At 73.4% G+C, this 21,907-nt stretch carries 22 protein-coding genes; 20 read left to right on the top strand and 2 right to left on the bottom strand.

All coding sequences use genetic code 11. From position 1 onward, the window contains the following. Nucleotides 1–19 precede the first annotated feature (19 nt). From ACZ60W_RS28450 to ACZ60W_RS28395, 12 genes are all read left to right on the top strand, one after another. Nucleotides 20–1,687: a sensor histidine kinase gene (locus ACZ60W_RS28450; RefSeq protein ID WP_469758236.1), complete on the top strand. Its 1,668-nt coding sequence runs from the start codon at nucleotides 20–22 to the stop codon at nucleotides 1,685–1,687. Then, nucleotides 1,687–2,088 (top strand): roadblock/LC7 domain-containing protein, encoded by a 402-nt coding sequence (locus tag ACZ60W_RS28445; RefSeq protein WP_017236514.1) that lies wholly within the window; start codon nucleotides 1,687–1,689, stop codon nucleotides 2,086–2,088. The genes ACZ60W_RS28450 and ACZ60W_RS28445 overlap by 1 nt, the downstream gene beginning before the upstream one ends. After that, nucleotides 2,085–2,438 (top strand): DUF742 domain-containing protein, encoded by a 354-nt coding sequence (locus ACZ60W_RS28440; RefSeq protein WP_469758235.1) that lies wholly within the window; start codon nucleotides 2,085–2,087, stop codon nucleotides 2,436–2,438. Before ACZ60W_RS28445 ends, ACZ60W_RS28440 begins: the two co-directional genes overlap by 4 nt. Continuing rightward, nucleotides 2,419–3,048 (top strand): GTP-binding protein, encoded by a 630-nt coding sequence (locus ACZ60W_RS28435; protein WP_469758234.1) that lies wholly within the window; start codon nucleotides 2,419–2,421, stop codon nucleotides 3,046–3,048. Before ACZ60W_RS28440 ends, ACZ60W_RS28435 begins: the two co-directional genes overlap by 20 nt. Beyond that, complete coding sequence (locus ACZ60W_RS28430; RefSeq protein WP_469758233.1) at nucleotides 3,045–4,274, top strand: cytochrome P450; 1,230 nt, start codon at nucleotides 3,045–3,047, stop codon at nucleotides 4,272–4,274. The genes ACZ60W_RS28435 and ACZ60W_RS28430 overlap by 4 nt, the downstream gene beginning before the upstream one ends. After that, nucleotides 4,271–5,512: a cytochrome P450 family protein gene (locus ACZ60W_RS28425; protein WP_469758232.1), complete on the top strand. Its 1,242-nt coding sequence runs from the start codon at nucleotides 4,271–4,273 to the stop codon at nucleotides 5,510–5,512. The genes ACZ60W_RS28430 and ACZ60W_RS28425 overlap by 4 nt, the downstream gene beginning before the upstream one ends. A gap of 125 nt (nucleotides 5,513–5,637) precedes the next feature. Then, nucleotides 5,638–6,858 (top strand): nitric oxide synthase oxygenase, encoded by a 1,221-nt coding sequence (locus ACZ60W_RS28420; protein WP_469758231.1) that lies wholly within the window; start codon nucleotides 5,638–5,640, stop codon nucleotides 6,856–6,858. Nucleotides 6,859–6,940: 82 nt separating this feature from the next. Then, entirely contained in the window at nucleotides 6,941–7,696 is a 756-nt protein-coding gene (locus ACZ60W_RS28415) for a hypothetical protein (RefSeq protein ID WP_469758230.1), read from the top strand. Nucleotides 7,697–7,823: 127 nt separating this feature from the next. Next, nucleotides 7,824–8,915: a sugar ABC transporter substrate-binding protein gene (locus ACZ60W_RS28410; protein ID WP_469758229.1), complete on the top strand. Its 1,092-nt coding sequence runs from the start codon at nucleotides 7,824–7,826 to the stop codon at nucleotides 8,913–8,915. A gap of 51 nt (nucleotides 8,916–8,966) precedes the next feature. Next, nucleotides 8,967–9,746 carry an ATP-binding cassette domain-containing protein gene (locus ACZ60W_RS28405; RefSeq protein WP_469758228.1) on the top strand — a complete coding sequence of 260 codons (780 nt, stop codon included), beginning with the start codon at nucleotides 8,967–8,969 and terminating at the stop codon, nucleotides 9,744–9,746. After that, entirely contained in the window at nucleotides 9,743–11,026 is a 1,284-nt protein-coding gene (locus tag ACZ60W_RS28400) for a sugar ABC transporter permease (RefSeq protein ID WP_469758227.1), read from the top strand. The genes ACZ60W_RS28405 and ACZ60W_RS28400 overlap by 4 nt, the downstream gene beginning before the upstream one ends. A 28-nt stretch (nucleotides 11,027–11,054) precedes the next feature. Continuing rightward, nucleotides 11,055–11,558: a DUF6328 family protein gene (locus tag ACZ60W_RS28395; RefSeq protein ID WP_469758226.1), complete on the top strand. Its 504-nt coding sequence runs from the start codon at nucleotides 11,055–11,057 to the stop codon at nucleotides 11,556–11,558. Between the two features lie 9 nt (nucleotides 11,559–11,567). On the opposite strand, the gene ACZ60W_RS28390 is transcribed toward ACZ60W_RS28395, so the two are convergent. Continuing rightward, the gene (locus tag ACZ60W_RS28390) at nucleotides 11,568–13,229 is read right to left on the bottom strand and encodes a BCCT family transporter (RefSeq protein WP_469758225.1); all 1,662 of its coding nucleotides are present in this window, start codon (nucleotides 13,227–13,229) and stop codon (nucleotides 11,568–11,570) included. 154 nt (nucleotides 13,230–13,383) lie between these two features. Here ACZ60W_RS28390 and ACZ60W_RS28385 point away from each other — a divergent pair, with 154 nt between their 5' ends. From ACZ60W_RS28385 to ACZ60W_RS28360, 6 genes are all read left to right on the top strand, one after another. Beyond that, complete coding sequence (locus tag ACZ60W_RS28385) at nucleotides 13,384–14,064, top strand: GntR family transcriptional regulator (protein ID WP_469758224.1); 681 nt, start codon at nucleotides 13,384–13,386, stop codon at nucleotides 14,062–14,064. 168 nt (nucleotides 14,065–14,232) lie between these two features. Then, the gene (locus tag ACZ60W_RS28380; protein ID WP_469758223.1) at nucleotides 14,233–15,582 is read left to right on the top strand and encodes an amidohydrolase; all 1,350 of its coding nucleotides are present in this window, start codon (nucleotides 14,233–14,235) and stop codon (nucleotides 15,580–15,582) included. A 141-nt stretch (nucleotides 15,583–15,723) separates the two neighbouring features. Further along, entirely contained in the window at nucleotides 15,724–16,458 is a 735-nt protein-coding gene (locus ACZ60W_RS28375) for a hypothetical protein (protein WP_469758222.1), read from the top strand. A gap of 184 nt (nucleotides 16,459–16,642) precedes the next feature. Then, on the top strand, nucleotides 16,643–17,695 hold the full coding sequence (locus ACZ60W_RS28370) for an iron-siderophore ABC transporter substrate-binding protein (RefSeq protein ID WP_469758221.1): 1,053 nt from the start codon (nucleotides 16,643–16,645) through the stop codon (nucleotides 17,693–17,695). 13 nt (nucleotides 17,696–17,708) lie between these two features. Next, a complete protein-coding gene (locus tag ACZ60W_RS28365; protein WP_469758220.1) occupies nucleotides 17,709–18,743 on the top strand; it encodes a FecCD family ABC transporter permease in 1,035 nt (344 codons plus the stop codon). Then, nucleotides 18,740–19,846 (top strand): FecCD family ABC transporter permease, encoded by a 1,107-nt coding sequence (locus ACZ60W_RS28360; RefSeq protein WP_469758219.1) that lies wholly within the window; start codon nucleotides 18,740–18,742, stop codon nucleotides 19,844–19,846. The genes ACZ60W_RS28365 and ACZ60W_RS28360 overlap by 4 nt, the downstream gene beginning before the upstream one ends. 16 nt (nucleotides 19,847–19,862) lie before the next feature. On the opposite strand, the gene ACZ60W_RS28355 is transcribed toward ACZ60W_RS28360, so the two are convergent. Then, nucleotides 19,863–20,435 (bottom strand): histidine phosphatase family protein, encoded by a 573-nt coding sequence (locus ACZ60W_RS28355; RefSeq protein WP_469758218.1) that lies wholly within the window; start codon nucleotides 20,433–20,435, stop codon nucleotides 19,863–19,865. A 252-nt stretch (nucleotides 20,436–20,687) separates the two neighbouring features. Between ACZ60W_RS28355 and ACZ60W_RS28350 the strand changes: the two genes are divergently transcribed. Further along, on the top strand, nucleotides 20,688–20,915 hold the full coding sequence (locus ACZ60W_RS28350) for a CbtB domain-containing protein (protein ID WP_351900523.1): 228 nt from the start codon (nucleotides 20,688–20,690) through the stop codon (nucleotides 20,913–20,915). Between the two features lie 14 nt (nucleotides 20,916–20,929). Then, the gene (locus ACZ60W_RS28345; RefSeq protein WP_469758217.1) at nucleotides 20,930–21,748 is read left to right on the top strand and encodes a CbtA family protein; all 819 of its coding nucleotides are present in this window, start codon (nucleotides 20,930–20,932) and stop codon (nucleotides 21,746–21,748) included. Nucleotides 21,749–21,907: the final 159 nt, after the last annotated feature.

Here is a 21,907-nt window from a genome sequence, read left to right as displayed (position 1 = left end):
GCTCCCGAGAGTCTGGTTGATGTCGGCGTCACCCACCCCCTTCCGTCCTGCCCTGACCGCCTCGCTGCTCACCGCCGCCGCGGGCGGCGCGCTCGCCGCGGCGGCCGTCGCCGCGGCACCGGGCGAGGTCCGCACCCCGCTCGGCTGGTTCGCCGCCTGCGGCGTCCTGCTCCTGTCGGCCTCGGCCTTCGCCGTGACCTGGTACGGGCGGATCGCACGCGCGCTGAACCGCCGGGCCGAGACCCTCGCCGCCGAAATCGCCTCCAAGGACGCGTACCTCGCGCGGTTCACCGCCAACGCCGCCCGCGAGGCGGCCACGCTCAGGGAACGCCTGGACGCGGAGACCGCCGCGGCCCGGGCGGCCCACGCCGCGCGGACCGAGGAGCTCACCCGCTCCCACACGGCCGCCCTCGCCGGGCTCACCCGGGAACGGGCCGCCGAGACCGAGCGGTTCGAGACGCGGCTGCGCCGCGCCGAGTCCGGCCGGTCCGCGGCCATGGCCGCCGCCGCCAACGCCGCCGGCCGCATGCAGGCGCTCGCCACGAGCATGCTCGCCGACCTCCGCGAGATGGAGAACCGGCACGCCGACGAGGACGTCCTCACCGACCTCCTCCACCTCGACCACCGCACCGCGCAGGCGGGCCGGCTCGCCGACTCCGTCGCCGTGCTCAGCGGCGCCCGCTCCGGCCGGCGCTGGGCCCGGCCCATCGTCATGGAGTCGATCCTGCGCGGCGCCATGGGCCGCATCAGCGGCTACCAGCGGGTGCGCCTGCACTCCAGCAGCGACGCGGCCGTCGCCGGGCACGCGGCCGAGGGCGTCATGCACGCCCTGGCCGAACTCATGGACAACGCCGCGAACTTCTCGCCGCCCACCGCCGAGGTGCACGTCTACGTCGAGGAGGTCCCGGCAGGCGTCATCATCGCCATCGAGGACAGCGGCCTCGTCATGAGCGACGTGCAGCAGCGCCGCGCGGAGGCCGCCGTCGGCGCCGCCCCGCAGGACCTGGCCGGGCTCTCCGGGACCCGTCTCGGTCTCGCCGTCGTCGGCCGGCTCGCGCGCAAGCACGGTCTCACCGTGTCCTTCCGCCCCTCCGCCCGCGGCGGCACCGGCGCCCTGCTGATGCTCCCCCAGGAACTGATCAGCCACGCGTCCGCCGAACCGGCCGCCGGCCCCGCCGACCCGCTGCCGCCGGTCTCGGGGCGCGGCCTGTCGTCGCCCGCCACCCCTGCCGCCGCCCCCGCGAGCGCGCCGCGCGTCCCCGCGCCCGCCCCGGTGCCCGAGCCCGAGACCGTCCACGACAGCGCCGCCGAGACCACCGGTGAGCAGCCGCTGCTCGGCGAGAGCGGCCTGCCGCAGCGGCGTCGCGGCCGGGCCATGGCCGCCGCCCACCCCGAAGGGCCCGAGGCCGCCCGGAAGGCGCCCGCCGAGAGCCCGCGCAGCGGCGCGGCGGCCGGGGCGGCGAGCCGCTTCGGCACCTTCCGCCGCGCCGTCCGCGCCACCACCGCACGTCCGGAGGACGAGCCCGAGGGCGGGGCGGACACCGCGTCCCCGGCCGACCCGGCCGCGGCAGCCCCCGGCGACCGCCCGGACACCCCCTCCGTACCGTCCGATCCGGCCGGCCGGACGTCCGCACCGCGGACGCCGTCGCCGTCCTCGAACCCCCCGTACCCGGAAGGCACCTCGTAATGACCGGCTCCACCACCGACGAGAAGCTCAGCTGGCTCCTCGAGGGCCTGCTGGAACGCACCCCGGGCACCCGGCACGCCCTGGTGCTCTCCCGTGACGGCCTCAAGCTCTGCCGCACCCCCGAGCTCTCCGTCGACCAGGCCGACCAGCTCGCCGCGATCGCCGCCGGCATCCAGAGCCTGTCGCACGGTGCGTCCGTGGAGTTCGGCGACGGCACCGGCGGGGTCCGCTCCGCGATCGCCGAGTTCTACGGCGGCATCCTGTTCATCGTGGAGGCCGGCGAGGGCGCCCACCTCGCGGTCGTCGCCGACGAGGACGCCGACGCCGGCCTCGTGGGCCACAACATGTCGGAACTGGTCGAGCAGCTGGGCGAGCACCTGGTCGCGAGGCCCCGGGGATGAGCCGCGGCAGGCCGGGCCGGGACGACTCCCCCGACCGGCTCTACACCCTGACCGGCGGCCGCAGCCGCGCCGGGTCCGACTCCTTCGACCTGGTGACCCTCGTGGTCTCCGAGAGCGACCCGGCCCCCGGCATGCAGTCCGAGCACGCCGCCATCCTGCGCATGTGCCGCTACCCCACCGCGGTGGTGGAGGTGGCGGCCGGGCTCGGGCTGCCGGTGTCGATCACCCGGATCCTCCTCGCCTACCTGCACGACACCGGCCGGATCAGCGCCCGGCATCCCCGCGCGTCGTACCGCCTTCCCGATCACGACATCCTGGAGCAGGTGCTCGTTGGACTCCGTAACCTCTGATCAGCGCCAGACCCTGCACAGCACCGCCGACAACGGACTGAAGATCGTCGTCGTCGGCGGTTTCGGAGTCGGCAAGACCACCCTCGTCCGCTCGGTCAGCGAGATCCGTCCGCTGAACACCGAGGAGACGATGACGCAGGCGGGCGAGGGCGTCGACGACACCGCCGGCGTGGCCTCCAAGTCGGCGACCACGGTGGCCTTCGACTTCGGCCGGATCTCGCTCGACACCCACAACGTCCTGTACCTGTTCGGGGCGCCCGGCCAGGAGCGGTTCTGGTTCCTGTGGGACCGGCTGTTCTCCGGCACCCTCGGCGCGGTGGTGCTCGTCGACACCCGCCGGCTCGCCGACTCCTGGTACGCCATCGACCGCCTGGAACACCACGGGACGCCGTTCGTCGTCGCCTGCAACGACTTCGGCGGCCCCGCCCACACCCCCGACCAGATCCGCGGGGCCCTCGACCTCGCCGACGAGGTTCCGCTGGTCTTCTGCGACGCCCGGTCGCGGGAGTCCAGCAAGCAGGTCCTCATCTCACTCGTCGAGCACCTGCGGACCGTCGTCGCCCCGGCCGAGCCGCCGGTCCCGCAGCCGATCCCGGAGCCCGCCCCGTGACCCTCTCCGAGCACCCGCCCGTCCCCCTGAGCGGGCCGCGCTTCCAGACCGACCCCAACGAGCTGTACCGGCAGATCCGGCGCGAGCACGGGGCCGTCGCCCGCGTCGTGCTCGACGGCGACGTCCCCGCCTGGCTGGTGCTCGGCTACCGCGAACTCCACCAGGTCACCAGCGACCCGGTGCTGTTCTCGCGCGACTCCGAGCTGTGGAACCAGTGGGACTCCATCCCGGCGGACTGGCCGCTGCTGCCCATGATCGGCCGCAAGCAGCCGTCGATCCTCTACACGGTCGGCGAGCGGCACCGCGAGCGCGCGGGTGTCATCTCCTCGGCCCTGGAGGGGATCGACCCGTTCCTCCTGAAGGAGCGCGCCGAGCGGTTCGCCGACGAGCTCATCGACGCCCTCTGCGGCAAGGGGTCCTGCGACATCATCGCCGAGTACGCGATGCTGCTGCCGGTGCGTGTCCTCGCCAGCGTCTACGGCTTCTCCGACGAGCAGGGCCCGGGCCTGGTCACCGCCCTCAACGACATGATCAACGGCCAGGAGGGCGCACTGGAGGGCCAGCGCCACCTGGCGGAGTCGATGTTCGGCCTGCTCGCCGCGAAGGCGGAGGCGCCGGGCGACGACGTGGCCTCCCGGATGCTCGGCAACACGGCCGGCTTCACGGTCGAGGAGGTCGCCCAGGACCTCATGGTCATGCTGGCCGCCGGCCACCAGCCCACCGCCGACTGGATCGGCAACTCGCTGCGGCTGATGCTCACCGACGACCGGTTCGCCGCCTCGCTGTCCGGCGGCCGGCACAGCGTCGGCGAGGCGATGAACGAGGTCCTGTGGGAGGACACCCCCACCCAGAACGTCGCCGGCCGCTGGGCCTCGCGCGACACCCATCTGGGCGGGCGCCGGATCGGCGCCGGGGACCTGCTGCTGCTGGGCCTGGCCGCCGCCAACTCCGACCCGCACGTGCGTGCGGACGCGGGCCGGCTCACCGGCGGCAACAACGCCTACCTCTCCTTCGGACACGGCGAGCACCGCTGCCCGTTCCCCGCGCAGGAGGTCGCCGAGACCATCGCGCGCACCGGCATCGAGGTGCTGCTCGACCGGCTGCCGGACGTCGACCTCGCGGTTCCCGCGGCCGACCTCGCGCGCCGCCCCTCGCCCTGGCTGCGCGGACTGTCCGCGCTCCCCGTGACCTACACCCCGACCCCCGCCCTTGGAGCCCTCGGATGACCTGTCCGCACGCCCACGCCGCGTCCGCCGCCGACGCCATCGCCCTGGACCCGTTCGTCGCCGACCTCGACGGCGAGAGCGCCCGGCTGCGTGCCGCCGGCCCGCTGGCCCGGGTCGTCCTCCCCGGCGGGGTGGCCTGCTGGGCCGTCACCCACCACGCCGAGGCGCGGCGGCTCCTCACCGACGCCCGCCTCGTCAAGGACATCGACGTCTGGGGCGCCTGGCAGCGCGGCGAGATACCCATGGACTGGCCGCTGATCGGCCTGGCGAACCCCGGCAGGTCGATGCTGACGGTCGACGGCGACGAGCACCGCCGACTGCGCACGCTGGTCGCTCAGGCGCTGACCGCGCGCCGGGTGGAGCGGCTGCGCGAGGGCATCGAGGCGCTGACGACGGGCATGCTGGACCGGCTCGCCGAGCGCCCGGCGGGCGAGGTCGTGGACCTGAAGGCGGAGTTCGCCTACCCGCTGCCGATGAACGTGGTCAGCGACCTCATGGGCGTGGACCCGGTCGACCACCCGCGGATGAAGGCCCTGTTCGAGAAGTTCTTCTCGACGCAGACGCCGCCCGAGGAGGTGCCGCAGATGATGGCGGACCTCGGCACGCTGTTCGCGGGGATCGTGGCGGGCAAGGCCGAGAAGCCCGGGGACGACCTCACCAGCGCGCTGATCGAGGCGTCGGAGGGCGGCGACCGGCTCACCACGGAGGAGATCACCAACACCCTCCAGCTGATGGTGGCGGCCGGGCACGAGACGACGATCAGTCTCATCGTGAACGCCGTCGTCGCCCTGGAGACCCACCCCGAGCAGCGGGCCCTGGTGCTCTCCGGCGAGGTGCCGTGGGCGAACGTGATCGAGGAGACGCTGCGCTGGTCGACGCCGACCTCGCACGTGCTGATCCGCTTCGCCACCGAGGACATCGAGGTGGGCGACCGCATCCTGCCCAAGGGCGAGGCGCTGATCGTGTCGTTCGGCGCGATCGGCCGGGACGAGGAGCAGCACGGCCCGACGGCGGGTGCGTTCGACGTGACCCGTACGCCGAACCGCCACATCTCCTTCGGTCACGGCCCGCACGTCTGCCCGGGCGCCGCCCTCTCCCGCCTGGAGGCGTCGGTGGCGCTGCCCGCCCTGTACGCGCGCTTCCCCGGGCTGCGTCTGGCCGTCGCGCGCGAGGAGCTGCGGAACAAGCCGGTCGTCACCCAGAACGACCTGTTCGAGCTCCCGGTCGTGCTCGCCTGACGTCCGGCCGAGGGGAGGGGAGCCCGGCAGCGTACCAGCGGGCTTCCCTCCCCGGACGGAGATTGCCCTACTCTCCGCGCCCGAACGTGTTCATGCGGTAGTCATGAGCCCGGGAGGGAACACCTTTGATCTTTAGCCTGAGCCGTCGCCGGAAGTCCGTCCCCGCGAGCGGCGCCTGTCCGTACTCGTCCGGCGCCGACGCGGCCCCGCCGACGGGCGCGCCCCCGGGGCCGGAGTCCGGCGGGCAGGGGCCGGTGGACCGACGGGAGGCGGAGGAGTTCCTCCGCCTGTTCCACGCCGAACAGCCGGGCGCGGGCGACGCGCACCGCCGGATCCGCGCGGTGCGGGCGGAGATCGACCGCACCGGGACGTACGAACACACCGCCGAGGAGCTCGCGTTCGGCGCCCGGGTCGCCTGGCGGAACGCGGCCCGCTGCATCGGCAGGCTGTACTGGCGGAGCCTGGTGGTCCGCGACCTGCGGCAGGTGACGGCGGCCGACGACGTCGCCGCGCACTGCTTCGAGCACCTGCGGCGGGCGGACAACGGCGGCCGGATCCGCCCGGTGATCTCCGTCTTCGCGCCGGACCGGCCGGGCCGGCCCGGTCCGCGGATCGTCAACGACCAGCTGGTGCGGTACGCCGGGCACCACGCCCCGGACGGCCGCTGGACCGGCGATCCGCGCAGCGCGCCGCTCACCGGCCTGGCCGTCGCCCAGGGGTGGAAGCGGAGCGAAGACCCCTTCCAGGTGCTTCCGCTGATGGTGCGTGAGCGGCCAGGCGCGCGGCCCGAGTGGTACGAGCTCCCGGACGACGCCGTCACCGAGGTGGCGCTGAGCCATCCCGACCACCCGTGGTTCGCGGAACTCGGACTGCGCTGGTACGCGGTGCCCGCGATCAGCGACATGACGCTGGAGATCGGCGGGGTGCGCTATCCGGCGGCGCCGTTCAACGGCTGGTACATGGGGACCGAGATAGGCGCGCGCAACCTCGCCGACGCCGAGCGCTACGACCTGCTCCCGGTGGTCGCCGCCCGGCTGGGGCTGGACCGGTCGAGCGAGCGGACGCTGTGGCGCGACCGGGCCCTCGTCGAGCTCAACGTGGCGGTGCTGCACTCCTTCCAGGAGGCCGGGGTGACGATGGCCGATCACCACACGGAGTCCGGGCGCTTCCTCCGCCACATCGAGCGGGAGGGCCGGCTCGGCAGGGCCACCCCGGCCGACTGGAGCTGGATCGTGCCGCCCGTCTCCGGTTCCGCCACCCCGGTCTTCCACCGCTACTACGACCCCGTCGACGCCTCGCTGCGGCCGGCGTTCCTGCCCCGGACCCCGCTGAGCGACGGGATCTGAGTAGCCGTACTCATGCCGGGGCCGAGGCCCGACGGGACCATGGCGCCAGGGAGTTCGGGCGCGACGGGTGCGGAGGGACGGCATGGGCAGGGTCCTGGGCGGGGTGCTGGTGGCGGGACTGGCGGTCGGCGGACTGCTGCTCGCGTACGCGGTGGGGGCGCCGCCGGGCACGGTGCTCGCCGTCGGGGCGGGCGTCCTCGCTCTGCTGTGGCTGCTGCTGCTCCTCACCGCCCCGTGGAACCTGTACTTCCGGGCCCACGCGGTGCTCGCCGAGATCGCTGTGAGCCGGGAGAAGGGCATCGTCGTCCCGAAGGAGCGGGACGTCGAGGCGCGGCGCATCGCCCGGGTGATGCTGCGGGTCGCCGTCGCCGGGCACCTGGCGACCGCCGCGGCGGCGGTGGCGGCCGCCTCGGCGACGGGCCGCTCCGCGGGGTACTGGTGCGCCGGGTTCTTCCTGCTCAGCACGGCCTTCCGGCCGGCCGGGGCGTACTTCGGGCTGCTGCGGCGCAGGCTCCGGCGGCTGCTCGGCGAGGTGACGTACCCGCGTGACGACGTGGTGGCGCTGCGCGAGCGGGTGGCCGCCCTGGAGAGCGGCGCCGCCGTCCAGGAGGGCCGGGCGGAGGAGCAGTACCGGGCCCTCGCCGAGCTGCGCCGGACCGCGGACGCGGTCGGGCTGTCCGCGCACGAGCGGGCCGACGCGACCGACCGGAGGATCGCCGCGCTGGCCCGGGAGTTCGAGTCGACGGTGGACCGCCTCACCGACAACGAGGAGATCATCACCGGTCTGAAGGCGTTCCTGCGGCTGCTGCGTTCCGCGGACGGCCCCGCCGCCTCCTGAGCCGCGGGGCGACGTCACCCGCTTGCCGGTCCGCAGGTTGCGGCTAATGTCGATAGAGGCGACATGTTCTGCCGGCCGCGGTCGGGGGACTGCGCGGGGTAAGGGGGGCGGACGAGAGGAGCCTCCCATGACCCGAACGTTGCGGGCCGCGATAGCCCTGGCCGGAGCCGCCGCGCTCTCCCTGGGAGCGGTGGCGACCACGGGCGCGGCCCAGCCGGGCGCGGGAACGTCGGCACAGGACGACGTGCGGATCGGGCTGCTGCTGCCGGAGAGCAAGACCACGCGGTACGAGAAGTTCGACCGGCCCTACATCGAGGCGAAGATCAAGGAGCTGGCGCCCGGCGCGCAGATCGACTACTACAACGCCGCGGAGAGCGCCACGACCCAGCAGCAGCAGGTCAACACCGCGCTCGCCAAGGGCGACAAGGTCCTCATCCTGGACGCCGTGGACGCCAAATCGATCCAGTCCTCGGTGCAGAAGGCCCATGACGCGGGCGTCAAGGTCGTCGCGTACGACCGTCTCGCCCAGGGCCCCGTCGACTCCTACGTCTCGTACGACAACGAGAAGGTCGGCCAGCTCCAGGGCCAGGCGCTGCTCGACGCGCTCGGCGACAAGGCCGGCAGCGGCGTGATCGTGATGCACAACGGTTCGCCGACCGACCCGAACGCGGCGCAGTTCAAGGCGGGCGCGCACTCGGTGCTGGACGGCAAGGTGAAGATCGGCAAGGAGTACGACACGCCCAACTGGGACCCGAACAACGCCAACCAGCAGATGTCCGGCGCGATCAGCGCGCTGGGCAAGGACAAGATCGTCGGCGTCTACTCGGCCAACGACGGCCTGGCGGCGGGCATCTCGACCGCGCTCAAGGCCTCGGGCATGAACGTGCCGCTGACCGGACAGGACGCCCAGCTCGACGCGATCCAGCGGATCCTGCTCGGCACCCAGACCATCACGATCATGAAGCCCTACAAGCCGGAGGCGGACATCGCGGCGACGATGGCCGTCGACCTGGCGGAGGGCAAGCAGCTCCCGGCCGACCTCGTCCCGACCACCGTCACCAGCGGCAGTGGCAACAAGGTCCCGGCGAACCTGCTGACCCCGGTCGTCGTCGACAAGACCAACATCAAGGACACGGTCGTCAAGGACGGCCTGTACACGGTCGAGGAGATCTGCACCCCGACCTATGCGGCGGCCTGCAAGGAGGCCGGTCTCCAGTAGGGACGAGCGCCTCGGCGCCGGTCCGACGGGCGAGCGGAGGAGGCGGTTCCCTTGCCGGAGCCACCCGTGCTCACACTGCGGGGGATCTCCAAGCGGTTCGGCGCCGTCCAGGCGCTCAAGGGGTTCGATCTGGAGGTGCACCCCGGTGAGGTCGTGGCACTCGTCGGCGACAACGGCGCCGGCAAGTCCACCGCAGTCAAGGCGATCGCCGGGGTGAACCCGCCCGACGAGGGCGTCATCGCCTGGGAGGGCCGGCAGGTCTCGATCAGCCGGCCCCACGACGCCCAGCACCTCGGGATCGCCACCGTCTACCAGGACCTGGCGCTCTGCGACAACCTCGACGTGGTGGCCAACCTGTTCCTCGGCCGGGAGCTGCGCCGCTTCGGCGTCCTGGACGAGGTGCGGATGGACCAGCGGGCGCGCGAGCTCCTGGACACGCTGTCGATCCGCATCCCCAGCGTCCGCATCCCGGTCGCCTCGCTCTCCGGCGGGCAGCGGCAGACGGTCGCGATCGCCCGTTCGCTGATCGGCGACCCGAAGGTCGTGATCCTCGACGAGCCGACCGCGGCGCTGGGCGTGGAGCAGACGGCGGAGGTCCTCGACCTGGTGGAACGGCTCCGGGACCGCGGTCTCGGGACGATCCTGATCAGCCACAACATGGTGGACGTGATGGCCGTCGCGGACCGGATCGCCGTCATGCGCCTGGGCCGGAACAACGGATTCTTCGACAAGCGCTCCACGACCACCGAGGAGATCATCTCCGCCATCACCGGGGCCAGCGACAGCGCCGTCACCCGCCGCCAGGCCCGTAAGCGCGAGGAGGAGCGATGAGCCGCGACCGCCGCGCGCCGGACCCGGACGGCGCCACCCAGGAACCGGCCGGCGGCGCGATGCCGGCCGTCGACTCCCGCCTCCTGGTCCGCGAGGAGGGGATCAAGGGGTACCTCGGGGAGTTCAAGCGCAAGCTGCGCAGCGGTGAGTTGGGCTCGCTGCCCGTCGTCCTGGCCGTGATCATCATCTGGACCGTGTTCGGGAGCCTGAACAGCACGTTCCTGTCGGCCCAGAACCTCTCCGACCTCAGCCAGCAGATCGTCGGCACCGGGATGATCGCCATCGGGATCGTCTTCGTACTGCTGCTCGGCGAGATCGACCTCTCCGTCGGCTCGGTCAGCGGCCTGTGCGCCGCCATCTTCGCCGTCCTCAACGTCCTGAACGGGATGAACCAGTGGCTGGCGCTGCTGATCGCCCTCGCGGGCGGCGCGGCCGTCGGGCTCATCCAGGGCTTCTTCTTCGCGAAGGTCGGGGTGCCGGCCTTCGTCGTGACGCTGGCGGGCAACCTCGCCTGGAACGGCCTGATGCTCCAGGTCCTCGGCACCAGCGGCACCGTCAACATCCCCAGCGAGAGCATCGTCTCCCGGCTCTACTCGACGATCTACCACAGCCCGGCCGCCGCCTACGTGACGGCGGCCGTCGGAGTGGGACTGTTCCTCGCCGCCTCGCTCCTGGACGCCCGGCGGCGCCGCGCGGCCCGGGTGCCGTCCCGGCCGGTCGCCGAGATCGCGCTGCGGACCGCCGTGATCGCCGCGCTGGCGTTCGCCACCGCGTACATCCTCAACCAGTACCAGGGGCTGCCGCTGGCCCTCCTGATCTTCCTGGTCGTGCTGGTGCTCCTGGACTTCGTGCTCCGGCGCACCACGTACGGCCGGCGCATCTTCGCGGTGGGCGGCAACATCGAGGGCGCGCGGCGGGCCGGCATCAGCGTCCCGTTCGTCCGGATCACGGTCTTCTCGATCGCCGGGACGATGGCGGCGGTGGGCGGTCTGTTCCTCGCCGGGCAGATCCAGTCGGCGAGCCAGACCTCCGGCGGCGGCAACCTGCTGATGAACGTCATCGCCGCGGCCGTCATCGGCGGCACGAGCCTGTTCGGCGGACGCGGAACGGTCTGGTCGGCGCTGCTCGGCGCGCTGGTGATCGGGTCGATCCAGTCGGGCATGAACATCATGGGCGTCAGCAACGCCGTCCAGTTCATGATCACGGGTTCGGTGCTGCTGGCCGCCGTGGTCGTCGACTCGCTGTCCCGGCGCAGCCAGAAGGCCGCGGGCCGCGCCTGATCAACGGACTTCGGGGCAGGAGGGGCCCATGACCGAGGATCACAGAAGCGATGACGCACGGCCGGACGGACGCGACGAGACGGAGGCGGAGCGCGCCGACCGGCGCTGGACGGAACTCATACAGGAGACCCGGGTGGCCCAGACCGGCGTCCAGATCCTCCTCGGCTTCCTCCTGACCGTGGTCTTCACCCCGCACTTCCAGGGGCTGGGGACCCCCGACAAGACCATCTACATCGTCACGGTGGTCCTCGGGTCCCTGGCGACGGGCGCGCTCATAGGGCCCGTCGCCTTCCACCGGATCGTGGCGGGGCGGCGCATCAAGCCGCAGGCGGTCGTCTGGGCGTCCCGGCTGGTCTTCACCGGTCTCGTCCTGCTGCTCGCGACACTGACGTCGGCCCTGCTGCTCGTGCTGCGCGTGGCGACCCACGACGCCTACGTGCCCTGGCTCGTCACCGCCGTGCTGGTCTGGTACCTGGTCTGCTGGTTCGCCCTGCCCCTGTGGGTGCGCTTCCGCCACACCCGCGGGGAGTGAGGGGCGCGGTCAGGGAGCGTCGTCCTCCTGGGAGCCCGGGCCGATGGTCAGCTCGAAGTCGCCGTCGTACCTCTCGTGGCCCGCGATCACCGCGACCTCGACGACCTCCCGGCCGACCTCCCCGCGGACGATGAGGGGGTCCTTGCGCAGGTCGCGCATGAGGGCCACGCACATGCCGAGCATGACCAGGACGAACGGCGCCGCGACCAGGATGGTGAGGTTCTGCAGACCGGCGAGCGCGTCGCCCTGGCCGTTGCCGACGAGGAGCATGACGGCGGCGACCGCGCCGGTGACGACCCCCCAGAAGACGACCACGAGGCGGGTCGGCTCGAAGGCGCCGCGCTGCGAGAGGGTGCCCATGACGATGGAGGCGGCGTCGGCGCCGGACACGAAGAAGATGCCGACGAGGACCATCACCAGGAGGCTCATCACGCCCGCGGCGGGGAACTCCTGGAGGACGCCGAAGAGCTGGCCCTCCGGGGTCGTCTCCCCCGCCAGCTCGCCCTGCTCGCGGAGCTTCATCGCGGTGCCGCCGAAGATGGCGAACCACACGAGGCTGACCGTGCTGGGCACCAGGATCACGCCGCCGACGAACTGGCGGATGGTCCGGCCCCGGCTGATGCGGGCGATGAACATGCCGACGAAGGGCGTCCAGGAGATCCACCAGGCCCAGTAGAAGACCGTCCAGCTGCCCAGCCAGTCGTGGATGTCGGCGCCGCTGGTCGCCTCGGTGCGGCCGGCGAGCTGCGGCAGGTCGCCGATGTAGGCGGCGAGCGAGGTGGGCAGCAGGTCGAGCACGATGATGGTCGGGCCGGCGACGAACACGAAGAGGGCGAGCACGGCCGCGAGGACCATGTTGATGTTGGACAGCCACTGGATGCCCTTCTCCACGCCGGAGACCGCGGAGAGCACGAAGGCGACGGTCAGCACGGCGATGATGGCGACGAGGAGGCCCGTGCCGGCCTTCTCCATCCAGCCCAGCTCCTCGAAGCCGCTGCCGATCTGGAGGGCGCCGAGGCCGAGCGAGGCGGCGGAGCCGAAGAGGGTCGCGAAGATCGCCAGGATGTTGATGACGCGGCCGGGTCCGCCGTACGCCCGCCGTTCGCCGAGCAGCGGGACGAAGACGGCGCTGATGGTCTGCCGCCGGCGGCGCCGGAAGGTGGAGTACGCGATGGCGAGGCCGACCACCGCGTAGATCGCCCACGGGTGGAGCGTCCAGTGGAAGAGCGTGGTGGCCATCGCGGTCTCCATCCGCTCGGCCGAGTCGGCGGGGCGGGTGCCGGGCGGGGGACTGCCGTAGTGGGCGAGGGGCTCGCTGACGCCGTAGAACATCAGGCCGATGCCCATGCCCGCGCTGAACATCATGGCGATCCACGAGACGGTGCGGAACTCGGGCGCCTCGCCCTCCTGGCCGAGGGTCACCCGGCCGTAGCGGCTGATGGCCAGCCACAGGGCGAAGACCACGAACCCCGAGGCGACCAGCATGAACGCCCAGCCGCCGTTGCGGATCAGGCCGTCGAGGAGCTTGCTGGAGGTGCTCTCCAGACTGCTCGTGGCCGTCGCCCCCCAGACCACGAAGGCGACGGTGAGGACGGCGGTGACGCCGAACACGATCCGGTCCGTCCGGGCGGGGTGGAGGTGGCCGTCGGGTTTCGGTTCTTCCTGCGACACGAAGGGCACCTTTCATCACATCACGGGCAAACAACACGATGTCCCCCAAGGCAGTACCACAGGAGGGCGGGACCGGTCGGAGGACACACGCGGCGGGGCCCGACGTATCCTCGGCGCGGGCACGCCCGACGGGGCGGGGAAGAGGGCGGCAACGGTGGCGGACAGGCGCAGGACCGGCTCGGCGGCGGCGGGAGAGCCGGTGCCGCTCGGCGCGCGGGCACGCGAGGCCGTGCTCCAGCGGATCGTCGACCGGCGGTACGCCCAGGGGGCCCGGCTCGTCGAGCGGGAGGTCGCCGAGGAGCTCGGCATGTCCCGGGTCCCGGTGCGCGAGGCGCTGCGCGCCCTGGTGTCCGAAGGGCTCCTGGAGCTGCTCCCGCACAGCGGCGTGCGGGTGCGGCGCCTCGAACGGGCCGACGTGGAGCACCTGTACGAGGTGTGGGAGCCCCTGGCGGTCCAGGCGTCCCGGCTCGCGGCGCGGGCCGTGGCGGCGGGCGGGACCGAGGGGCTCGACGCGCTGCGCTCCACCCTGCGCCAGGCCGAGTCGGCGGCCGCCGCGGACGAGGGGACGCGCGAGGTGGCCGCCCACACCGCGTTCCACGAGGCGGTCGTCGCCCTGTCGGGCAACCCGCTGCTCGGCCGGACCATGGAGCAGCTGAGCTGGCAGCTGCGGCTGGTGTTCGGGATGCGCGAGGAGCCGGCGCACATGCGGGCCCAGCACGCCGAGATGTACCGGCACATCGCCGCCGGCGACCCGGAGGCCTCGGCGGCGAGCACGCTGCTGCACGTGCGCGACAGCCGGGCCGTCGCCCTGCGTTCCCTCTTCGGCGACGCCTGACTCTTTTGTATACCAAGAAGCCACGGAGAGCATCCCCCGTCGGCAAGCTTCCTCGAAATCTCCCGATTCCATGCAGGTGATCCGCCACCCCCTTGTTCGGCCTCGAAGCCTTGGTATACAAAACGGGGACCGTCGGCCCGGTCCGACCGTCCCTCCCAAGGAGTCCCCATGCAGCCGTCCTCCTCCCCCTCCCCCGGCGCGCTCTCCCGCCGCACGATGCTGGCCGGGGCCGCCGCCCTGGCCGGTACCGGCGTGACGACGGGCGCGACCGCCGGCACGGCCCACGCGGCCCTGGAGCACACCGCAGCCCCGGCGGCGGACGCGGCGGGCCGGCACGCCAGGAACGTGGTCTTCCGCAACGTCCGGGTGCTCGGCGCGACCCGCGCCACCGATCTGGTGGTCGTCGACGGCCGCGTCGCGCACGGGCCCGCCCCGCGCGGCGCGAAGGTGGTCGACGGCGGCGGCCGGATCGCTCTGCCGTCCCTGGTCGACGCCCACATCCACCCCGACAAGACGACCTGGGGCGGTTCCTGGGTGTCACGTCGGCCGGCGAGCGCCATCGCCGACTACGTCGCCCAGGACGTGGAGTTGTTCCGCAGCCAGCGCCGGCCCGTCGCGGAACGCGCCTACGGCCTGATGTCCCACGCCGTCGCCCGCGGCACCCGGGGCATGCGCGCCCACGCCGACGTCGCGCCCGCCTACGGCCTCGCGGGCGTGGAGGGCCTGGCCGCGGCGCGCGAACGGCTGCGGCACGCCCTGGACGTCCAGATCGTGGCGTTCCCGCAGCACGGCGTCATCCGCACCCCGGGCACGGCGGCGCTGCTGGAGCGTGCGGCGCGGGCGGGTCTCGTCGACATGATCGGCGGCATCGACCCGATCGGCTTCGACCAGGCCCTCGACGCGCAGCTGGACACCGTCTTCGGCATCGCGGACCGGCACGGCGTGGGCGTGGACATCCACCTCCACGACCGCGGCGAGAAGGGCCTGCGCGCCCTGCGCGGCATCATCGACCGCACGCGCGCCCTCTCCCTCGCCGGCCGCGTCACGGTCAGCCACGTCTTCTGCCTCCCGGGCCTGTCCGACGGCGAACTCGGCTCCCTCGCCGAAGGTCTGGGCGAGCAGGACATCGCCCTCACCACGGTCGCGCCCTCCGACTCCCTGGTCCTGCCGATCGCCCGCCTGCGCGAGCACGGCGTCCGCGTCGGGCTCGGGTCCGACGGGGTGCGCGACTCGTGGAGCCCGTTCGGCGACGCGGACATGATGCACCGCGCGCACCTGCTCGGGTGGGTGACGGACGTCCGGCTCGACGACGAGCTGACGGACTGTTACGACGTCGCGGCTCACGGCGGCGCGGACGTGATGCACCTGGCGCACGCCGACTTCACGGCCGGGGCTCCGGCCGACTTCGTCCTGGTGCGCGGCGAATGCCTGCCGCAGGTCGTCGTCGACATGCCCCGCCGGGACGTGGTCGTGCACGGCGGGGTCGTCGTCGCCCGCGACGGGGAGTTCCTCGGCTGACGCTCCCCCGGAGGGGGCCGGTGCCGGTCTTCCGGCACGGCATCGGCCCCGGTGGGGGCGCCGGGGGGCGGGCGTTGCGTAGGCTCGAACAGAGCGTTCCGCGTACGCGCACGGCGCCCGCCCTACGACGAGGAGGACCCCATGACCACCGCCGAAGAAGGACGGCAGCAGCTGGACGCGGTCAGCGTGCTCAACGCCAAGCGGACGCTCCTGCAGCTGCTCGCCCGCGCGGGGGTCTGGTCGGGCGACGCGGAGGAGCTCATCGGCTTCGTCGAGGCCGGCGCCGTGGCCCTCGCGTACGAGGAGGTGGGCGCGACCGCGTGGAGCGCCCCGGAGGGGCGGGGCGAGCCCTACGCCTCCGGATGGCTCGACGGCACCCGCACCGTCACCGACGCCCTCGGCGACATCGCCGAGCGGGCCCTGCGGCGGGCCGTCGCCTCCGACCCGACGGCCGACTCACCGGACGAACGCCCGCCGGTGGGACGGACGGAGGTGACCCGGACGAAGGTCGCGGTGACGGCGCTCCACCTGGAGTTCACGGAGGTCTCCGACCTCGACCCCGAGGTCACCGACCAGGTGCTCCTGGCGGTGCTCGCCACGATGAGCTCACGGCAGCGCTCGCGGTACGCGGGACGGCTGGCCGAGTTCGCGGTGGCGCACCGGGCGCGCCTGGAGCGGCTGTTCGCGGAGTACGGGCCGGGCAGTCCGATCGCGATCCACGGCCGGTACTCCCTGGTCCACTCCCCCACCTGCATCGCCGTCCTCGAACGGCTCGACTCCGCCTCCCCGGCGCTGCACGAGGAGTGGGACGCCGGCGAGCTGCCGCCCGCCTGGCTGGACGGGCTGTCGACGGCCTGGGGGGAGGCCCCGGCCTGAGGGGCGGGACGGGCGCGGGAGGCGGACGGGCGGGTGCCGGGGACGGCCCTGGTGATCCACACCCCCAAGAGGTAGGTTAGGCTCACCTAACAACGCCTCGCGATGGCCGCTGCCCCGCATGTCCCCTGCCCGGGGACCCGCGGCGGCGCCTCAGCGCACCTCTGCCCGGAGACAAGGATCCACCATGCCTTCTGTGTTCACCCCGCTTCGCCGTCGCGTCCTCGTGGCGGGTGCCGCCGCGGTCTCGCTCGGCCTCATGGTGACCGGGTGCGGTTCGGACGAGAAGAAAGACGACGCCGCGGGCTCCGCGTCCAAGGCTCCGGCGGGCGCCTTCCCCGTCACCATCAAGAGCGCCCTCGGTGACGCGGTCATCAAGGAGAAGCCGAAGCGCGTGGTGACCCTCGGGCAGGGCTCGGCCGAGACGGCCATCGCCCTCGGCAACGTCCCGGTGGGCATCGAGGAGTACCCCTGGGGCAGCGACAAGTCCGGCTACCTCCCGTGGATCCACGAGGCCGTGACGAAGTCCGGCGCCACCCTGCCCAAGCAGTTCAAGGGCGGCGAGGAGCTCGACATCGAGGCGATCACCGAGCTGGAGCCCGACGTCATCCTCGCCCCGTGGTCGGGTCTGACGCAGAAGCAGTACGACATCCTCAAGGACATCGCACCCACCGTCGCCTACCCCGAGAAGGCGTGGAGCACGAACTGGGACCAGCAGATCGAGATCATCGCCAAGGCGCTCGGTCAGCCGGAGAAGGCCAAGGAGCTCGAGTCGAAGATCGACAAGCAGCTCGCCGACGCGGCCGCCTCGCGCCCCCAGTACAAGAACGTCACGTTCTCGTACATCTACAACACCGGCCCCGGCACCCTCGGCATCTTCAAGCCCGAGGAGCAGCGCGTCGCCATGGTCTCCAAGCTGGGCCTTAAGGTCGACCCGATCGTGAACACCTTCCCCGAGACCGAGGGCACCGACTCCGCCCTGATCGGCCTGGAGAACGCCAACAAGCTGGCGAAGAGCGACATCGCCTTCACCTTCTACATGGACGAGAAGTCCCGCGAGGCCGTCGAGGCGCAGCCGCTGTACGCGGCCATCCCGGCCGTGAAGAAGGGCGCGCTGGTCTACAGCCACGACACCCCCTTCGTCACCGCCTCCTCGATGATCAACCCGCTGACGGTGCCGTACAGCATCGAGCGCTACCTCCCGATGATCGACAAGGCCGTCGCCAAGGCCGGGAAGTAACAGCGGTCCCAGCGTGACCACACTCTCCCGGACCGGCCAGGGCCCCGCCGCACGACGGCGGGGCCCTGCCCGGCATGTCATGGCCGCCGTCCTCTGTCTGGTGCTGCTCGCCCTCGCGCTGCTGGCCAGCGTGATGTTCGGCAGCAAGCCGACCTCCGCCGGCGACGTCCTGCGGGTCCTCACCGGCGGCGGCGACGAGTACACCCGCACCGTCATCGAGAGCCGCTACCCGCGCACCGCCCTCGGCGTGCTCGCCGGTCTCTGCCTCGCCGTCGCCGGCACCCTGATGCAGGGCATCACGCGCAACCCGCTGGCCGAACCCGGTTTGCTCGGCATCAACGCGGGCGCGTCCGCCAGCATCGTCGCCGCCACCGCGTTCCTCGGCGCCTCCGGGCAGCGGGAGACCATCTGGTGGGCCCTGGCCGGCGCCCTCGCGACCGGCGTCGTCGTCCACCTCATCGGCACCGCGGGCGGACGCGGCGGACCGGTCCGTCTCGTCCTGGCGGGCGCGGTGCTGACCGCCGTCCTGTCCGCCTTCATCCAGGCCGTCGCCCTCTCCCGGCCGCAGGTCTTCGACACCTACCGCTACTGGGTGGTCGGCGCGCTCGGCGGACGCGGGTTCGACGCCGTCTGGGCGGTCCTGCCGTTCGCCGGGGCAGGCTTCCTGCTGGCACTGGTCCTGGCGCCGGGGCTGAACGCCATGGCGATGGGCGACGACAAGGCCGCCTCCCTCGGCATCAGTCCCGCGCGCGTCAAGGGCGCCGGGCTGCTCGCCTCGACCCTGCTGGCCGGCGCCGCCACGGCGGCCGTCGGTCCCATCGCGTTCGTCGGACTCGCCGTCCCGCACCTCGTCCGGGTGCTCGTGGGCGCCGAATTCCGCCTGCAGATCCTCTTCACCTCCCTCGCGGGGCCCACCCTGCTGCTCTTCGCGGACGTCGTCGGACGGGTCCTCCTGCGCCCGCAGGAGCTCATGGTCGGCGTCGTCACCGCGTTCGTGGGGGCCCCGGCCCTGCTCTTCGCCGTCCGCCGCATGAGGGGAGCGGCATGAAGACCGCCGACCCGACCGACCTCCCCCCCACCGGTTCCGACGCCGCGCCGCCGGCCCGGCGTCAGGACCGGCCCGCGCGGCGCACCGTGGTGCGCGTCGGCCCCTGGATCGCCGTCCCCGTGCGCCGGTCCTCGCTGGTCGCCGCCGTGGCGAGCCTGCTGCTGCTGGTCGTCGCCGCCACGGCGACGCTGTCGATGGGCCGGCTCGGCATCGACCTCGCCGACCTGCCGTCGGCCCTGATGGGCGAGGCCACCGGGAAGAACGCGTTCGTCCTCAACCGGCTCCGCGGACCGCGGCTGGTGGTGGCCGTCGCGACCGGCGCGGCCTTCGGCCTGTCCGGCGCCCTGTTCCAGTCCGTGACCCGCAATCCGCTGGGCAGCCCCGACGTGATCGGGCTCGGGGCGGGAGCCGGGGCGGGCGCGGCGGCCGCCGCGCTCTTCCTGCCCGACACCATGCCGGTCGCGGTCGGGGCGCTGCTCGGCGCGCTGCTCGCCATGGCGGTCGTCTTCCTCGCCACGGGGACGGGCTTCCGCAGCCCGGGACGGCTGGTGGTGGCGGGCATCGGCGTCGCCGCCATGGCGACGGCCCTGACCCAGTACGTGGTCTACGCCGTCGAACGCGACAAGGCGAGCGCGCTCACCGCCTACATCAACGGCAGTCTCTCCGCCCGCTCCTGGGACGACGCGACGGTCATCTGGATCGTGCTCCTCGCCGCGGCGCCCTTCGCGGCCCTGCTGGCGCGGCCCCTGAGCATCGGCGAGATGGGCGACGACACGGCCACCGGACTGGGCACCCGCCCGGGCCGTACGACCACGGCGGCGGTCGCCCTGTCGATCGTCCTCTCCGCAGGCGCGGTCAGCGTCGCCGGGCCCATCGCGTTCATCTCCCTGACGGCGCCCCAGATCGCCAAGCGGGTCACCCGCAGCGGCGGCCCGCACCTCGTCATGTCCAGCGTGCTGGGCGCCCTGCTGCTGGTCCTCGCCGACCTGACCGCGCAGCAGCTGCCGCTCTTCGACGACCTGCCCGTCGGCCTGTACACGATGGCCGTCGGCGGGGCCTACCTCGGCTATCTGCTGATCCGGGAGTGGCACCGCCCCGTGTGAGCCCCCGGGCGGCGGGTCAGTCCGCCCGCAGCGGCTCGCCCAGGCGGACGTTCCACCGGCCGGCGCGGCCGCTGAGGTGGACGGCGGTCAGCGGCCGGACGTCGAGGCGCCAGGACGCCGTCTCCCCCGCTCCCAGGGCGTGGAGGACGGCGGCGCGCACGACGTCCGGTTCGGCGACCGCCGTCCGCGGTCCCGAGGCGGAGGCCAGGCTGTCGAGCCAGCCGCCGACCCGCTCGCGCAGGTCGCGGAGGGACTCGCCGCCGTGGGGCGCCGCCGCCGGGTCCGACAGCCAGGCGGCGACCGCCTCCTCCTCCGCGGCGGCCACCTCGTCGAGGGTCCGGCCGCGCCAGCGTCCCATGGCGCAGCCGGCGAGTGCGTCCAGCGGCTCGGCCCGCAGACCGAGCGCCTCCGCCGTCGCGCGGCACCGCGCCGACGGCGAGGTCCAGGCCGGCACGGACGCGGCGACGGCGGGGGCGAGGGCTTCGGCGCGGGCGACGCCCACCGGGTCGAGGGGGGTGTCGTCGTCGAACCGGGCCTCGCGCAGGGCCTCGCTCGCGGCCGGGGAGACCAGCGTCAGCCGGACGGTCATGGGGGTCCTCTCCAGGGGTCGTACGCAGAGTGATCCCGGCCTCACGCCCTTGGCGGGGCCCCGCGCTCGCGGTACGGTCAGGCGACATCTGAACAGCGTGACGACGGCGAGACGGAAGTCCGGTGAGAATCCGGCACGGTCGCGCCACTGTATGCCGCGGGTCCCCGGAGGGTGACGTCGCGGTGAGTCAGACCCGTGGACCGTCGTCCTGCACCACCGTCTGGGACGCGAGTTCCCGCAGGAGGTTTCATCATGGCCGAGGCTGTCGTCTCCGCTGCCGCATCCGCCCCTTCCGTGGCCGTACCGGCTCCGCTGCCCGTCCGGGCCGTCCTTCCCTGGGCCTTCTTCGTCGGGCTCCTCGCCCTGATCGCGCTGTACTTCGTCGGCGCCGAGCAGGGGGCCACCTCGCTGTTCGCGGGCTCCGACGTGCACGAGTGGGTGCACGACGGACGTCACCTCCTCGGCTTCCCCTGCCACTGAGAGGCGTTCCGCACATGCACGCCTCCACCGTCAGAGCCCTGCTGGTCCGCGGCATGCTCGCGGGCCTGATCGCCGGTCTCTTCGCCTTCACCGTGGCCTATGTGGTGGGTGAGCCTCCCGTCGACGGTGCCATCGCCGTCGAGGAGGCCCAGGCCGCCCACGAGGCCCCGGCCGGGGCGCACGCCGGTCACGGCGGCGCGGCCGCCGCCGAAGACGCCGCCGAGGAGGAGGAAGGGGTCAGCCGCTCCGTCCAGTCCACCTTCGGCCTGGCCACGGGAGTCCTGGTGTACGGGGTCGCGCTGGGCGGCATCGCCGCGCTCGCGTTCTCCTTCGCACTGGGACGCGTCGGCCGTTTCAGCCCCCGGGCGACCGCGGCCCTCGTCGGGGCGGCCGCCTTCACCACCGTCTATCTGGTGCCGTTCCTCAAGTACCCGGCGACCCCTCCGGCCGTCGGCAACCCGGACACCATCGGGAAGCGCACGACGCTGTTCTTCCTGATGATCCTGCTCAGCGTGCTCCTCGGCGTCGCCGCGGTCGTCGTCGGTCGGCGGCTCGCGCCGCGGCTGGGCAACTGGAACGCGACGCTGGCCGCCGGTGCCGGGTTCGTCGCCGTCACGGCCGTCGCCTTCGCGGTGCTGCCGGCCAACGACGACGCGGTGCAGCCGGGCTTCCCGGCGGCGCTGCTGTGGGAGTTCAGGCTCGCCTCGCTCGCCGTCCAGCTGGTGATGTGGGCGGTGTTCGCGGTGGTCTTCGGCGTCCTCGCGCAGAAGGCGCTCGCGCCCCGGGCGGCCTCGGACGTCCCGGACCGGGTGGCCGAGCCGGTCGCCGGCTGACCCCGCCCCCGCCGACGCGGCGGGGGGGGGGGGGGGGGGGGGGGGGGGGGGGGGGGGGGGGGGGGGGGGGGGGGGGGGGGGGGGGGGGGGGGGGGGGGGGGGGGGAGGAGGAGGGGGGGGGGGGGGGGGGGGGGTGGGGGTGTGGTTCTTTCTTTTTTC

This window comes from Streptomyces sp. NPDC104202 (assembly GCF_055584185.1).
Note: the sequence above shows the minus strand (reverse complement) of the source record. Positions and strands in the feature narration are given on the sequence as shown.